The 14747-nt window shown below is 55.7% G+C and carries 16 protein-coding genes (1 of these 16 only partly in view); 3 read left to right on the plus strand and 13 right to left on the minus strand.

Annotated elements, in window-relative coordinates:
• From bchL to yihA, 6 genes are all read right to left on the minus strand, one after another.
• Nucleotides 1-687: the 5' portion of a ferredoxin:protochlorophyllide reductase (ATP-dependent) iron-sulfur ATP-binding protein gene (bchL, locus tag AYT24_RS09735; RefSeq protein ID WP_010933803.1), read on the minus strand. The gene continues 144 nt to the left of window position 1, outside the view; 687 of the gene's 831 nt are visible here — the first part of the coding sequence; the start codon lies at nt 685-687; its stop codon lies off the left edge, out of view.
• Between the two features lie 46 nt (nt 688-733).
• A complete protein-coding gene (locus tag AYT24_RS09740; RefSeq protein WP_010933804.1) occupies nt 734-2347 on the minus strand; it encodes a ferredoxin:protochlorophyllide reductase (ATP-dependent) subunit B in 1614 nt (537 codons plus the stop codon).
• Between the two features lie 28 nt (nt 2348-2375).
• Nucleotides 2376-3638 (minus strand): ferredoxin:protochlorophyllide reductase (ATP-dependent) subunit N, encoded by a 1263-nt coding sequence (bchN, locus tag AYT24_RS09745; RefSeq protein WP_010933805.1) that lies wholly within the window; start codon nt 3636-3638, stop codon nt 2376-2378.
• Between the two features lie 94 nt (nt 3639-3732).
• Nucleotides 3733-4047, minus strand: coding sequence for an MTH1187 family thiamine-binding protein (locus AYT24_RS09750; RefSeq protein ID WP_164927166.1), 315 nt, complete (start codon nt 4045-4047; stop codon nt 3733-3735).
• A gap of 259 nt (nt 4048-4306) precedes the next feature.
• Nucleotides 4307-5614 carry an adenylosuccinate synthase gene (locus AYT24_RS09755; RefSeq protein WP_010933807.1) on the minus strand — a complete coding sequence of 436 codons (1308 nt, stop codon included), beginning with the start codon at nt 5612-5614 and terminating at the stop codon, nt 4307-4309.
• 11 nt (nt 5615-5625) lie between these two features.
• Entirely contained in the window at nt 5626-6204 is a 579-nt protein-coding gene (gene yihA, locus AYT24_RS09760; protein ID WP_010933808.1) for a ribosome biogenesis GTP-binding protein YihA/YsxC, read from the minus strand.
• Between the two features lie 298 nt (nt 6205-6502).
• On the opposite strand from yihA, the gene AYT24_RS09765 reads away from it, so the two are divergent.
• A complete protein-coding gene (locus AYT24_RS09765; protein ID WP_010933809.1) occupies nt 6503-7438 on the plus strand; it encodes an ISL3 family transposase in 936 nt (311 codons plus the stop codon).
• On the opposite strand, the gene AYT24_RS09770 is transcribed toward AYT24_RS09765, so the two are convergent.
• Nucleotides 7411-7860 carry a hypothetical protein gene (locus tag AYT24_RS09770; protein WP_010933810.1) on the minus strand — a complete coding sequence of 150 codons (450 nt, stop codon included), beginning with the start codon at nt 7858-7860 and terminating at the stop codon, nt 7411-7413. The genes AYT24_RS09765 and AYT24_RS09770 overlap by 28 nt on opposite strands.
• Before the next feature lie 314 nt (nt 7861-8174).
• On the opposite strand from AYT24_RS09770, the gene cysS reads away from it, so the two are divergent.
• Entirely contained in the window at nt 8175-9638 is a 1464-nt protein-coding gene (gene cysS / locus AYT24_RS09775) for a cysteine--tRNA ligase (RefSeq protein ID WP_010933811.1), read from the plus strand.
• 62 nt (nt 9639-9700) lie between these two features.
• On the opposite strand, the gene AYT24_RS09780 is transcribed toward cysS, so the two are convergent.
• Nucleotides 9701-10825 (minus strand): mannose-1-phosphate guanylyltransferase, encoded by a 1125-nt coding sequence (locus tag AYT24_RS09780; RefSeq protein ID WP_010933812.1) that lies wholly within the window; start codon nt 10823-10825, stop codon nt 9701-9703.
• 183 nt (nt 10826-11008) lie between these two features.
• On the opposite strand from AYT24_RS09780, the gene rsmG reads away from it, so the two are divergent.
• Nucleotides 11009-11662 carry a 16S rRNA (guanine(527)-N(7))-methyltransferase RsmG gene (gene rsmG, locus AYT24_RS09785; RefSeq protein WP_010933813.1) on the plus strand — a complete coding sequence of 218 codons (654 nt, stop codon included), beginning with the start codon at nt 11009-11011 and terminating at the stop codon, nt 11660-11662.
• Nucleotides 11663-11724: 62 nt separating this feature from the next.
• On the opposite strand, the gene rplQ is transcribed toward rsmG, so the two are convergent.
• Genes rplQ through rpsM form a run of 5 tightly spaced genes read right to left on the minus strand, consistent with a single transcriptional unit; the run spans nt 11725 to nt 14718 of the window.
• Nucleotides 11725-12198, minus strand: coding sequence for a 50S ribosomal protein L17 (gene rplQ, locus AYT24_RS09790; RefSeq protein ID WP_010933814.1), 474 nt, complete (start codon nt 12196-12198; stop codon nt 11725-11727).
• 47 nt (nt 12199-12245) lie between these two features.
• Entirely contained in the window at nt 12246-13232 is a 987-nt protein-coding gene (locus AYT24_RS09795) for a DNA-directed RNA polymerase subunit alpha (protein ID WP_010933815.1), read from the minus strand.
• 29 nt (nt 13233-13261) lie between these two features.
• A complete protein-coding gene (gene rpsD, locus AYT24_RS09800) occupies nt 13262-13873 on the minus strand; it encodes a 30S ribosomal protein S4 (RefSeq protein WP_010933816.1) in 612 nt (203 codons plus the stop codon).
• Nucleotides 13874-13909: 36 nt separating this feature from the next.
• Entirely contained in the window at nt 13910-14293 is a 384-nt protein-coding gene (rpsK, locus tag AYT24_RS09805; RefSeq protein ID WP_010933817.1) for a 30S ribosomal protein S11, read from the minus strand.
• A gap of 47 nt (nt 14294-14340) precedes the next feature.
• The gene (gene rpsM, locus AYT24_RS09810; protein ID WP_010933818.1) at nt 14341-14718 is read right to left on the minus strand and encodes a 30S ribosomal protein S13; all 378 of its coding nucleotides are present in this window, start codon (nt 14716-14718) and stop codon (nt 14341-14343) included.
• Nucleotides 14719-14747: the final 29 nt, after the last annotated feature.

Consider the following 14747-nt stretch of genomic DNA (forward strand, 5'->3'; position numbering starts at 1 on the left):
CATCGCGAAGAGCGTCTTTCCTGCGAAGCGGCTCTTGCGGATCAACTCATGGTATGGAACCTTGGCGAGCAGGCGCGTGCCGACCTGTTCGGCGAACTGGTCGAGCATATTGGTACCGCCGCCTTTGGTGTAGTCAACACGGTTGGCCACGATGCCGGCGAGCTGCACCTTGTAACGCACGCTCTTCTGCTGAATGGCCATGCAGAGGCGGTTGGCCGCGAAGATGCTGTCGAAGTCGTTGGTGGCGATGATAACCGCATAGTCGGCATAGTTCAGCGGGGCGCTGAAGCCGCCGCACACCACGTCGCCGAGCACATCAAAAAGAATAACGTCGTACTTGTCGTACACCCCCATCTCCTGCAACAGCGTCACCGACTCGCCGACGACGTAGCCGCCGCAGCCGCTTCCCGCAGGAGGCCCCCCCGCTTCGAGACCGTCGATACCCGCAAAACCGGTTTCGACGATATCTTCGGGTGAAAGCTCCTCGTGGTGGAAATCGACCTCTTCAAGAGCCTCGATGACGGTTTTCTGGAGCTTTCCAGTAATTGGAAAGGTGCTATCGTGCTTCGGGTCGCAACCGATCTGGAGCACCTTAGCCCCCTTGAGCGCCAGCGCTGCCGAAATGTTTGCGCTGGTCGTGCTCTTGCCGATCCCGCCTTTTCCGTAAACGGCCAATACTAAACTCATGGTATGATAGAGGTCAATTGGTTTATCGATTTTTCAGATTCTCCTGTTATCCACCGAGATGCTCCTTCGCCTTGCGGAACACATCGGCCGTGACAACAGGCTCGCCGATTTCGCGGGCGTAGTTGTCGGTATTCTTGCGCACCTTCTTGCGCACGAAAAAAGGCACCTTGCCAAGCATTTTCTCGGCTTCAGCGGTCCAGCTCAGTTCGCCGGTTGCCGTTGCGGTCACGACCGCAGCTTCTGACGGAGCCTCTGCGGACGAAACTGAGGCAACCGTGCCGTTGCCCGACATCGTTGGTTCGGTGAACGCTTCCGGCTCCTCCGCCTCGTATTCGAGGCCGGCATCGCCGAAGAAGTCGATCAGATGCTTCTCCAGACCAAGCTTGGCCGATGTGTAAACCCGGTCGGCCATCACATCCGCGCCATCGAAACCGAAGAACGGATAGTAGCCGAGCAGGTGGTTTTCGATATGGGTGGGCGCCGAAATGACCATGCAGGGCACGTCGAGCTTGCGGCAGCTGTGCCGCTCCATCTGGGTGCCGCAGACCAGCTCCGGCATCTCTTCCTCGATGAAGGCCGAAACCTCCTGAAACTTGTCGGTCACCATCAGCTCGCCCGGCAGGTAGCCTTCGAGCTGCTCGCGCACCCAATCCGCCTGCTTCGGCAAATAGGTACCCGCGCCGATGATCTTCATGCCGAGCTCGTCCTTGAGGAACTTGGTAACGCCCACAACCTGCGTGGCGTCGCCGAACACGAACGCGCGCTTGTTGCTGAAACTCTCCATATCCGCCGTACGCGCGAACCACGGCACGCTGCTCGGAGCGCTCTGGCCATCGAGCGAAAAGTCGCGCAGCTCCGGCATTGCCATCGGAGCCATGCCCTTCTCCGCACCGATTTTGTTCACCTCGGCGATAATCGCCCGGAGCCAGCGCAGCGTTGCGTTGACGCCCAGCGGCGCTTCGGTGATCGAGGGCATTCCGAATTTCTCCTTGAGGTATCCGGCAGCTTGGCAACCGATCTCACGAAACGGCGCGATGTTGACCCACGCGGCGGGCAACTTTTTCAGATCGTCGATACCTGCACCCCAGGGAGCCACCACGTTCACCTCGATGCCGAGCGTCTTGAGCATCCGGCGCAAGCTGGTAAGGTTGGAGCGTAGGTGGAAACCGAGGGAGGTGAAGCCGAGCAGGTTGACCGAAGGTTTTTCGGTTTTCGGCTGTTCGGCGGCGAAGCGCCTCACCAGTTCGGTGAAGAGTCCTTCGGCGGCCTCGTTTTCAGCCACGCGGAACGGGTTGACCGCATAAACCATGATCTTGCTTTGATCGACGCCGGAAGCACGAGCCATCTGGCCGAGGTCCTCCTGGAGCAGCGCCGTGCTGCAACTCGGGGCTACCACGATCAGCTCCGGCTTGTAGTGCTTGTCAACCTGCTCGACCGTGCCGGGCAGACGCGAAGTGCCGCGCGCCAGATCCTGGCCGCGAACAACGCTGATGGAAAGCTTCGGGAATTCGGGCGTCCGTTCGAGCATGGTGTAGGTCGCCGTAATATAATCGTCACCCTGCGGAGCATGGTAAACGGTATGGACCCCTTTCATACTGTTGGTCACACGGCTGACACCGTGCAGCGCGGTCCCTTCATACAACCAGAAAGCTAAACGCATGTTGGTTCGTTGGTTTTCGTCTTGAAAGTTACTGAGCGCTGGGCATCACCCCTTCGAGCCACACCGATTCGTCGAACTCCGGCAGGCTCTCGCGGCGCAGGAGCGGCGAAACGAACAGGTTCGCCAACGTGAACACGCCCGACCAGCTGTGGATCGACATGAGCGTGAACTCCATGCTCCACTTCACGATGAAGCCGTTGCCGACGAACGGGTTGGCCGTCATGAGCGAGGTAACGATCATGTCGGGCCTCGTCGCCCTGATCTCTTCGAGCTGGCGATGGAAGTTGGGCTGCTCGACCACCTTGACGCCTTCAAGCGCTTCGAGTTCGCGAGCGTGGAATTTCTTGTTGATGTAGGCGCTGCTGCACTCGACAACCTCCGCGCCAGCGTTCTTGAGGAAGCGAGCCAACGGCAGCTCCATCATCGTGTCGGCGGTGAGGAAAATCTTCTTGCCCTTCAGCAGATCGGTCTGCGGCTTGATCTTCTCCCATGCCGCCTCGGCACGATCGGAAAGATCGACCTTGATACCAAACATGGCAGCGAGGTCTTCCCAGAAGGTCTTGGTGCCGTCGGGGCCAAACGGGAAGAGTGAGGTGAGCACCTGCGAGCCGCGTTCGCGGTTCAGGCGCGAGCAGACGCGCGACAGATAAGGCTGGATCGGCGCGAGCACCGTGTCGGGGCCGATGGCAGGAAGCTTGTCGAACCGGCTCTCGGGCAGGAAGCCGCCCACCGGAATGCCGAGCTGTTCAGCCTCGGTGCGCAGGTCGTCCGCCGTGATGTCGTTGACCGAGCCGACGAAAACCACCTTTTTCTCACCGGCAGGAGCTTCGGGGCAGAAGGGCACGAGCGCCTGAAGCACCGAGTCCTCCGCCTGCGTGAAGTTGAATACCAGACCGCTGGCCGGAACGAAGAGCACGGGCGTCTTGTCGGTGCTGAGATGATGGGCCAGCCCCTTGAAATCGACCTTCATGACTTCGGGGGTACAGGAAGAAAGCAGGAAGATCACCGACGGATTGTGGTCGCGCTTGATTTCCTCGATCACCGCTTCGAGCTGAGGTTCCGCGCGGGAAAGATCGGCCTCCTCGATGAGCGCCACGCCAAAGCGAGGCTTGGCGAAGATCATCATGCCGAGGGCGTTCTGGAGAAAGTGCGCGCAGGTGTGGGTACCGAGAATGAGGAAAAAGCTGTCCTTGATCTTCTGGTAGAGCCAGCCGACGCAGGCCAGGCCGCAGAAGCTGTGGGTAACGTTATCCTCTTTGAGAATCTGGCAATCGCTTGAAACCGGCATCATGGCAGTATGACTTTATAGGATGGTGCTGGCTGCTCCGAAATGGCTCCGGGCGCTCAACCCTGGAAATTGAGAACTCGAAAATAAAAATATTTTTTCATTTATCCGGCTTAACCGCTTTCCGGGCCTCGACCGACGCAACCTTGTCACCAATGGCTACCGATTTGTCGCGACGATCGTCGATCTTCATCACGGTGTAGACCCTCGCCACACCCTCGACAAAGCAGTATTCGTGAAGCTTTCGGGCAATGGCGAACAGCTCGTCCGCCGAACCTTCAACGATAGTGCCCATGTCGTTCAGCCGGAAGGGCAGACAACTCTCTTCGAGCAGCGACTCGAGTCCTGCAATCCAGGCACTCAAACCGCTGCCCACCGTACCAAGCGGAATTACCGTGATTTCGAGAAGAGCCATGCCGCTACCGAAATAAAATTGGGCTAAAGCCCTTGTCTGTTTTGCGTTATTCATAAACCCCGGACTAAAGTCCGGAGCAACTTTTGAGAGTCCTGACAAGATGGACATATACCCATACATGCCGTTCAATTACCCCGGCATTCTCATACTCTCAGGAGGGGTCCAGCCCGACGGACATTCATCCCCTCTTGCATTCATGTTGCCCCGGCTTTCACGCCGGGGTTACGGAGCAAAAAAATCCGGGCTTCAGCCCAATTTCTTACTTGAAGACCGTCTCGTCCCTGCCCGGTCCGACAGAGATGAAGGTCACCGGAACCTCCAGAGCCTCTTCGAGGAAGTTGACGTATGCCTGAGCGTTGGGATGCATCTCCGCGAAGCTCTTTGCCTTGGCATTCGAAGCCATCCAGCCCTTGAGCGACTTGTAAACCGGCTGCACTCGCGACAGGGTCTGGTGCTCGGTCGGGAAGTCGAAAATTTCCTTACCGTCGAGCATGTATGAGGTGCACACCTTGATCTCCTCGAAGGTGTCGAGCACGTCGAGCTTGGTCAGCGCCAGCTCGGTCACGCCGCTGACGGTAACCGAATAGCGCAGGGCGACGAGATCGAGCCAGCCGCAGCGACGCTTACGCCCCGTGGTCGCGCCAAACTCGCAGCCGATGCGACCAAGCGCTTCGCCAGTCTCGTCATCCAGCTCGGTCGGGAAATCGCCGTTGCCCACCCTTGTCGTGTAGGCCTTGCAGACGCCGATGATCTTGCCGACGTGGTTCGGAGCCACACCGGAACCGGTGCAAGCGCCGCCGGAGGTCGGGTTGGAGGAGGTCACGAAGGGATAGGTGCCGTGATCGACATCGAGCAGGCAACCCTGCGCGCCTTCGAGCAGGATGGTCTTGCCCGCCTTGATCTGGCGATTCAGGAAGAGCTGGGTGTTGGTCACGTAGGGATCGATCGCCTTGTCGAACTCCTCGTACTCGCGGATGATCGCCTCGACGTCGATCTCCTCCTGCTCGTACACCTTGCTGATCAGCTTGTTCTTGGCCGCGAGGTTCTCGCGCAGCTTCTCCTTCAGCACGTCGCGATCGAGCAGATCGACCACCCGGATGCCTTTGCGGGCGAACTTATCCTCGTAGCTCGGGCCGATACCACGACCGGTGGTGCCAATCTTGTTATCGCCACTCAGGCAGGACTCGCTCAGCGAATCGAGCCGCTTGTGGTACGGCATGATCAGGTGCGCGTTGTGGCTGATGTAGAGACGCCCCTTGACGTCGTAGCCCAGCTCCTCAACCTTTTTGATCTCATCCATGAGCGCGTTCGGATCGATCACGACGCCGTTGCCGATCACGCAGATGCAATCCTTGTTGAAGATGCCCGAGGGGATGAGGTGGAGCACGACGGTTTTGCCGTCGAAGCAGATGGTGTGACCGGCGTTGGCACCGCCCTGGTAACGCACCACGATGTCGTATTTGTCCGAAAGGTAATCGACCAGCTTGCCTTTGCCCTCGTCGCCGAACTGCGTGCCCACAAGCACGGTAGCAGACGCTGCCGGCCTGCTGAATATTTTTTCTTCCACGTCGCTTGTTTTTACTGAGTAAAAGTATCGATCGAAGCCAGAAGCCTGTCCCGGCCACTGCCCGACAAAGACGAATAATTTACAATAAATCTGGCATTCGGTGCACAACTTTCAATCGTGCGACTGGCTTTCGACTTTTCGGCCTGCTTGAGTTTATCCCACTTGGTGAGCACGATGCCAAACGGCCGCCCGCAATAGTCAAGAAATTCCATCATCTCCAGGTCGGAGGCCATCCCCGGATGCCGCGAATCCACCAGCAGCACCACGAGCGCGATCTCGCCACGCTTCTGGATGTAGCCCGTCAGCAGCTTCCCCCAGCTCTCACGCTCACCCTGCCCGACCTTGGCATACCCATACCCCGGCAAATCAACGAAGTACAGATTGTCGTTGATAATGAAATAGTTGATAAGCCGCGTCTTTCCCGGCGTCGAGCTGGTCTTGGCCAGCCCTTTGCGGGCGCAAAGCGAATTCAGCAGCGAGGATTTACCGACATTGGAGCGCCCCACGAAAACGATCTCCGGCCTTCCGTCTGATGGAAGTCCGTTCAAGCTCGAATAACTACAGAAAAAATCAGCGGTGGTAATGTTCATGGACGCGGGTGAAGAGTAAAGAAGCTCAGATAGAAATGGTCTGCGCCTCGTGCTGGTTGCCAAAGGGGTGAAGCTAAACAATAGCGGAGGGAAATCCCAAAGGGGGATAGTGGAACATCGGCATACTGAAATACGCTCTAAGCGATAACACTGCCTATGTCGCAGCCTAACCTATTGATTTACGAAGAATCTATAGGCTCCTCGCTGTTTCAAGTGGGTAACGTGTGAGAAGCGTATCTTCTGGTTTGCCCATTTTACCACTTTGCTTATGAAAGACCTCGACCTTTTTCAGTGAGCCTTGGGACTTGCATCGCCCTGGCAGGTAAGCATCTCATCGTTCGATGCCGAAAAGAAGCGCCTGGACATCCACCTTGACGTTGCGCCGGGCAGTACCTTTTGTTGCCCAGAGTGCGGTATTCTCAAGCTGCAATCCTTTCCCTGGTCTGGCCGTGACAGCGGTTTTACGCTGCTGTTCGAGGCGATGATTATGGTGATGGCCAGGTCAATGGCGGTCAAGGCAATCGCCACGATAGTCGGCGAGCACGATACCCGCATCTGGCGTATTGTGCATCATTACGTCGATCAGGCCCGCGAGATGGAGGACTACTCAGCCGTCACCACGGTGGGCGTCGATGAACCCTCCAGCAAGCGAGGGCACAACTCTGTGACGCTGTTTGCTGATCTTGCGAGATCGAAAGTGCTGTTCGCCACCGAGGGCAAGGACGCCTCGACCGTTGAGCGATTCCGCGACGACCTGGTGGCTCACAAGGGTAATCCGGCATCGGTCACCGAATGTTGCAGTGACATGTCGCCAGCGTGTATCAGCGGTATTGGCAGTCATTTTGTCAATGCGCATCTGAGCTTTGACAAATTTCACGTCATGCAGATCATCAATCATGCCGTCGATGAGGTGCGGCGTCAGGAGCAACAAGAGCGGCCCGAACTGAAAAAAAGCCGGTATCTCTGGCTGAAAAACCAGCAAAACCTGAAGGCAAAACAGCGTAACCGACTCGAAGAATTGTCGTTAGCCAAACTGAATCTGAAAACAGCGCGAGCCGACCGGATGCGTCTGGCGTTTCAGGAATGCTTCAATCAGCCGGTGACATTGGCCGAATCGTTTCTGAAAAAGTGGTGTTTCCGAGCGGCAAACTCAATTTCGCCCTACCCACTTGAAACAGCGAGGAGCCAAGATAACGACGGCTGGACTCATCGGGCATCTTGGGCAGGTATTTGACATCGACAGGCACAACTCCCGGCTCGTGGTCTTTGTCGCTCTTTTTGAGCTTGGGCTCTCCCTCTTCGACAGGCATCAACGCGTTCAGGTTGGCGACGCCATGCCGGCGCAGACAGCGGTTCGAGTCCGGAACGCGAGACCTTTAGGTTGATGCATTCGCGAACGATGGCCAGAAGATCATCGAGTGGCAAAAGCAACGATTTGCTGAGTTCGATGACAACCAACGCTTCCAGATCGCTCATGGTCTTGTTGAACCGGTGCGGCGTATTGGGAAGGTCGTCAACCTGGTCGCGGTTTTTCCATTGCAGGGCCGTGGCTTTACCAATGCAATGCCTGGCCGCTTCTCCTATCCTGAATTTTCCGCTTTCGATTTCCAATACCACTTTCAGCTTGAATGCTTCGCTATAACGCTTCGATTCCATCGGTCAACTCCTCTTGGTTGGTGTCAACCTTTTGCAGGACGGGACATGATCTCTACAACACCAGCGATCATTCCCTTACCTTTGATTCAGGCTCATTGGCTGTATTAGACCGCCTTCTCTGGCTTTAGCGAGATACAATGCCGTACGTGCTCCCTCTCGAAGCTCATTTGGTAATCCGTTGACAGAGCAAGCATACCAGCATAATTCAGCAGAGGTGGCCGCTGAAAAGCCTTGCCTTACCGAGCCAAATGTTTAACTTTTAAAACATTTTCCGGTCATAAGCCGGGATTCGGCAACTCTTCATCGCTATCCGGATGTCCTCTCTGCATATCTACAACTCGCTTACCCGCACAAAGGAACCCTTTAAACCCATCCATCCCGGTCTGGCGACTATCTACGTTTGCGGCCCGACCGTGTACGGCCACGCTCACCTCGGCCACGCCAAAAGCTACGTATCATTCGACGTGGTGGTGCGCTGGCTGCGTCATGTCGGCGAAGAGCAGGGCTACAAGGTTCGGTACGTGCAGAACATCACCGACGTAGGCCACCTGACCGACGACGCCGACGAAGGGGAGGACAAAATCCAGAAGCAGGCTCGGCAGGAGCGCATCGAACCGATGGAGGTGGCGCAGTACTACACCCGCAGCTTCTACGAGGATATGGACCGGCTTGGCGTCGAGCGCCCGAACATCGCGCCGACCGCGACCGGGCATATCCCGGAGCAGATCGCGCTGGTCGAGCGGCTCATCGAAAGCGGCCACGCCTACGAATCCAACGGCAACGTGTATTTTGACGTCAACTCGTTCGAGGGGTACGGCAAGCTTTCGGGCCGTACCGACCAGGAGGCGTTGCAATCGGGCGGGCGCGTCGCAGAGCGAAGCGACAAGCGTAACCCTTCGGACTTCGCACTCTGGAAAAAGGCCGAGCCGGGCCACATCATGAAATGGCAGTCGCCCTGGGGCGAGGGCTATCCAGGCTGGCATCTGGAGTGTTCGGCGATGGCGATGAAGTACCTCGGCGACACCATCGACATCCACGGTGGCGGCATGGAGAACAAGTTCCCGCACCACGACTGCGAGATCGCGCAGTCCGAAGCGGCCACCGGCAAGCCCTTCGTGCGCTACTGGATGCACAACAACATGGTGACGGTCGATGGCGTCAAGATGGGCAAGTCGCTCAAGAACTTCGTGAACCTCAAGGAGCTGTTCGGGAAATTCGACCCGCTGGTCATCCGCTTCTTCATTTTGCAATCGCACTACCGCTCCCCGCTCGACTTCTCCGAAGCGGCCATCAGGGCATCGCAGTCAGGTTTCGAAAAGTTGCAGGAAACGTACAAGCGATTGGTAGAGTCGGCGGAGGGCAAGGGCCAGCTCGACGTGGCAACGTTCGAGCAGAAAATCACCGACGCGCTCAACGACGACTTCAACACACCGGTCGCCATTGCCGTGCTTTTCGAGTTCATCAAAGCGCTCAACGGCGCGCTCGACAAAGACGGGCTTGACGCCGCATCAAAATCTGGCGCTCAGAACCTTTTCGATAGCTACGCCGGAAAAGTCCTCGGCATTCTGAAAAGCCGCGACGAACTGCTGGCCGGAGAGAGCGGCGAAAGCGCGCAAACCCTCAACGACGTCATGGCTGTGCTGCTCGAACTCCGCAAGGAGGCTCGCGCCAGCAAGGATTTCGCCACCAGCGACAAAATCCGCGACCTGCTCATGGAGCGCGGCATCGAAATCAAGGACACCAGGGAAGGCGCAACGTGGTCAAAGAAAAAAGCCTGAAAAAAAGAAAGCCGGAGGTTGTGCTCCGGCTTTCTTTTTTTCTCTGACCACCCCACATCATCCTACAGGAACCCCTCCAACCCCGGCTCCCGCCTCATCATCTCAACCGCTTTGACCACCTTTTGCGACTCGCCCGCCTTGCAGATAAGCAGCGCGTCGGGCGTATCGACCACGATAATGTCATCCACGCCGATGCTCACCACCGCCTTGCCATGGGGCTTCCGGACAAAGACGTTTTTCGAGTCGATCATGATCGACTCGCTGCCATCCATGTCGCGTCCTTCGAGGCCAAGACCAATCTTGATCACCTCGTCCCAGCATCCAAGATCGGTCCAGCCAAAATTCCCGGCAAGCATATAGACCTTCTCAGCCTTTTCCATGATGCCGTAGGCAATCGAAACAGGGTGAACCCAGCTATAGACATCCTCGATGACCGACTCCTGCCGCTCGGTACCGATAAAGGCGTGAACGTTCTGCATATCTTCATACAGATCGGGCAACGAGCGGCTGTACTCCCGGCTAATGTCATCGACGTGCCAGATGAACACGCCACTGTTCCACCAGAAGTCCTGGCTTTGCAAAAAATGCTCGGCAGTAGCCAGATCGGGTTTCTCGGCAAAGGTTTTCACCCGGAAGAGTGCAATGTCATCGTCATCCGGATCGTCGTTTTCCTCCCCGATCATAACCGATGGTTCGACCTGGATATATCCATATCGCGTCTCAGGCCTGTCAGGATGGATGCCGACCGTGATCAGCCCTCTCTGTTTCCGCGCAAGTCTGACGCCCTTGGAGACCGTCTTCAGGAAATGCTCTTCGTCAAGCACGAGATGGTCGGCAGGCAGTACGATAGTGACAGCGTCGGGATCGCGCTTGCGAATGAAGGTCGTGGCCAGCGCGATGCAGGTGGCCGTATCCTTGATGGTGGGTTCGATAATGATGTTATCGACATCGAAATCGGGAAGCGAGTCGTTGACCAGGCGCCTATGCTGCTTGCCGGTGATGATGAGAATGTTCTCTCTCCGGACGGCACCGGCAATTCTTTCGACCGTTTTCCGGATCATCGTTCCGCCGTCGAAGAAATGGAGAAACTGCTTTGGGGATTTCTTTCTCGAAAGAGGCCAGAGCTTGCTGCCTATACCTCCGGCCATAACCACCGCATAGACATGTTTGTCGGCAATCTGCTTCATACTTCATAATCTTGCTGATCTTACAACGCTTTCACCAAAAATCCTTTTTTGTTAATGTACGACATTTTCCACCAGTGCCGACGGGCATTTCCCCGGGGCACAGAACATTTGCCATTGGCGTTAAAATGTCGTTTTTTCCCTGTTGTATGCTTTTTCATCACCATCGCAGCCGAACTATTCGTCATGCAGAACGACCTGCACCTACTCGAGGGACTCTGCCGTCAGCACGGCATCCCGGTTACCAAAAATGCTCTTACACTTCTGGTGCGCTATGCCAGGCTTCTCGAAGCCTGGAACCTCAAGGTAAACCTCGTCAGCCGCAAGGAACATGCGCCGGTCATCGTCAAGCATGTGTTTCACTCGCTGCTCATCGCCCGCATCCACGACTTCAAACCCGGCGAAACGGTGCTCGACCTCGGCACCGGCGGCGGCTTGCCAGGCATTCCGCTGGCCATCCTTTTTCCTGAAACCTCATTCCTGCTGGTCGATTCCACCGGCAAGAAGATCGCTGCCTGCAAAGCAATGATCAAGGAACTTGGCCTCGAAAACGTCATTGCCCTGCATTCAAGAGTCGAAGAACTGAAAGGTGTGATCTTTGACACGGTGCTCAGCCGTCAGGTTGCACCGCTCGAAGAGTTATGCGCCTACAGCGCCAGGCTGCTCAAACACGATGGGGTGCTCATCTGCCTCAAAGGCGGCAGCCTCAATGAAGAGATTGCCGAAGCGGTGCTGTCAAGGGAGAAGCATCTGGGATTCCCCGCCTCAGTGGATCAGCTTCCGATAGGAGAGATCGATCCGATGTTCTCAGAAAAGCAGATAGTCATCGCCCGCTGGTGATCGAGAAGATCGAGCGAACGATGACTACCGTGTTTTTTCTACAATCCGAGAAGATGTCGCCTTTATTCAGCGGCGTCACCACCCTCGTTCTCCTGAGATCTGCTCTCGGCTTTCTTGGAGCCTTTGACGCGCTTTGCGCGATCCTGCTTGGAAACTACCGGTGCTGCGGACGGAGCCTCGGCATAATCCACCAGCTCGATAACGGCCATCTTGGCGGCATCGCCATAGCGAGGAGCGAGTTTGATAATGCGAGTGTATCCACCGTTACGCGAACCGATTCTGCCCACGATCTCTTCGAAAAGTTCACGGACGGCCTCTTTGTCACGAAGGGCACCGAAAACCTCACGCTGGGCATGGTGGGTTCCTTTGCGCGCCTTGGTAATGATCTTCTCGACAACCTTGCGGGTTTCCTTGGCTTTCGCCTCGGTGGTCTCGATACGCTTGTGGATCAGCAGCTGCGTCGAAAGGTTCGACAGGGTTGCTTTTCTATGGGCACTCGTTCTTCCGAGTTTTCTTGCTGGCTTGACTTTACGCATTTCTTGTTTTCGCTCTCATTGATGTTCAATAAAACAAAGAACCCTTCTCAACCCTTTAGCTGGTAACGGGTGATATCCATCCCGAACTTGAGGTTAAACTTTTCAAGCTGTTCCTTCAGTTCGGTCAGCGACTTCTTGCCAAAATTTTTGTAGTTGAGCAGCTCCTCTTCCCTTCTGGAGACCAAGTCACCAAGCGAATCGATTTCGGCGAGCCTCAGGCAGTTGTGCGAGCGAACCGAAAGATCGAGGTCCTCGATTTTAGTCTGCAGGAGCTTGCGCATGCTTTCAAACTCGTCGTCGAGCTGTTTGTACTCCTCCTCGGAGAACTCCTCTTCAGTCGGAGAGAAGTTGGCAAAAAAGGTGATATGATCGTTGATGATCTTGCCGGCGAGGCTGATCGCGTCATCGGGAGTGATCGAGCCGTCGGTTTCGACATCGAGAATCATCTTTTCGTAGTCGGTCTTCTGGCCGACACGGGTGTTCTCGACGGTCAGTTTGACGTTCTTGATCGGTGTATAAATCGAGTCGATGGCGATGAAGCCAATCGGCATTCCGTCGCTGCGATTCTCTTCGGCGGGCACATAACCACGCCCGCGGCCGATATAGATATCGATTGTCACGGTAGCCTCGGAGTTGATCGTCGCGATATGCAGATCCTTGTTGAGCACCTCGAATTCACCTTCCTGTGCAACGATGTCGCCAGCAAGGAAATCTTTCGGCCCGGCAAGGGTCAGGGTTGTTTTGCAGCTGCGCTTGCAGTTCGACTTGAAGCGCACTTTTTTCAGATTGAGTACAATTTCGGGCACATCCTCGCGAACGCCGTCAATCGTTGAAAACTCGTGAAACACACCATCGATCTTGATCCCGGTGATTGCTGTTCCAGGAAGAGAGGCAAGCAGAACCCTTCTCATGGCATTGCCCAGCGTAACTCCGTATCCCCTCTCCAGCGGCTGGGCTATGAATCGCCCGAAGCTGCCGGTGTGGGTCGCTTCGTCCACATCGATCTTTGTAGGCATCTGCATCTGATATATCATAGTCTTGCTCCCTTAGGAATTCAAAAAGATCACTTGGAGTACAACTCGACGACAAGCTGTTCGTTGAACGGCTCCTGCACGGCTTCGCGCTCAGGAATAGCCAGGAACACCGCTTTGCGGTTCGCTTTGTCAACCTGGATCCACTCGGGAATCCTTGAATCGGGCACCTTGTTGAGCGAATCAGCTACGGCATCGAGGTTGCGGCTCTTCTGCCTGAACTCGATCTGATCGCCAGGTGATACCAGGAATGAGGGAATGTTGACCTTCTTGCCGTTGACCAGCATGTGCCCATGCGTAACAAGCTGACGGGCACCGGCGCGAGACGGCGAGAATCCGCAGCGATAGACCACGTTGTCGAGTCGGCGTTCGAGCATCTTCACCAGGTTGTCACCGGTAACACCTCGCTGAGCTACAGCTTTTTTATAATAGTTCCTGAACTGCTTTTCGAGAATGCCATAAAGATATTTCATCTTCTGCTTCTCTCTGAGCTGCAGCGCATATTCCGACACTTTGCCTCTGCGGGACTGACCGTGCTGACCCGGAGCGTACGGGCGTCTTTCGAGATATTTTTCAGCCTTGGGAGAAAGAGCTATTCCCAACCTACGAGAAACCTTGGTAATTGAGCCTCTGAATCGTGCCATAGCAATTGCTTCATTGAAAATTCTTAATTATAACCATCAGACCCTTCTGCGCTTGGGAGGCCTGCAACCGTTATGCGGAAGCGGCGTAATATCGCGAATGGAACGCACCTCCAGACCAACTCCCTGAAGCGCCCTGATGGCAGCATCACGACCGGAACCAGGTCCTTTGATAAGCACGTCGACATAACGCATACCAAGATCGTAGGCCTCTTTGGCTGCCGCCTCGGAAGTCACCTGCGATGCATAAGGGGTATTTTTCTTGGAGCCCTTGAAGCCGTTCTTGCCAGCGCTCGACCATGAAACCGTATTGCCGAGCGTATCGGTAATGGTCACCATGACGTTGTTAAACGAAGCCTTGATATGGACGGTACCTTCCGGGGTAACCTTGACTTTCTTTTTTTTCCTGCTCGCTGTTGCCATGAGTCTGTCGGTATTTTATCTCTCTTGTTGCTTATTTGCTCCGCTCGTTACTTCTTGCCGGCCTTCTTCTTGCCTGCAACCGTCTTGCGCTTGCCTTTCCTGGTTCTCGCGTTGGTGCGGGTACGCTGACCACGAACCGGCAGAGAACGCCTGTGACGAAGACCACGATAGCATCCGATATCCATGAGGCGCTTGATGGAAAGCTGCTGTTCAGCACGTGCCTCACCCTCAACCGTGTATTCGTTGCCGATAATTTCCCTGATAGCGTGAGCCTCTTCATCGCTCAGCTCTGAAATTTTCTTGTCAGGAGCGACTCCGGCTTTGGCGAGTATGTTTTTGGCGGATGTGTTCCCGATGCCATAAACATAGGTCAACGCAATGACCGCATGCTTGTTCAATGGCAAATTAACCCCAGCTAACCTCATATGTTTTTTTCAAATCTGTTGATTGTTCC

This window comes from Chlorobaculum tepidum TLS (genome assembly GCF_000006985.1).
Lineage (GTDB): Bacteria > Bacteroidota > Chlorobiia > Chlorobiales > Chlorobiaceae > Chlorobaculum > Chlorobaculum tepidum.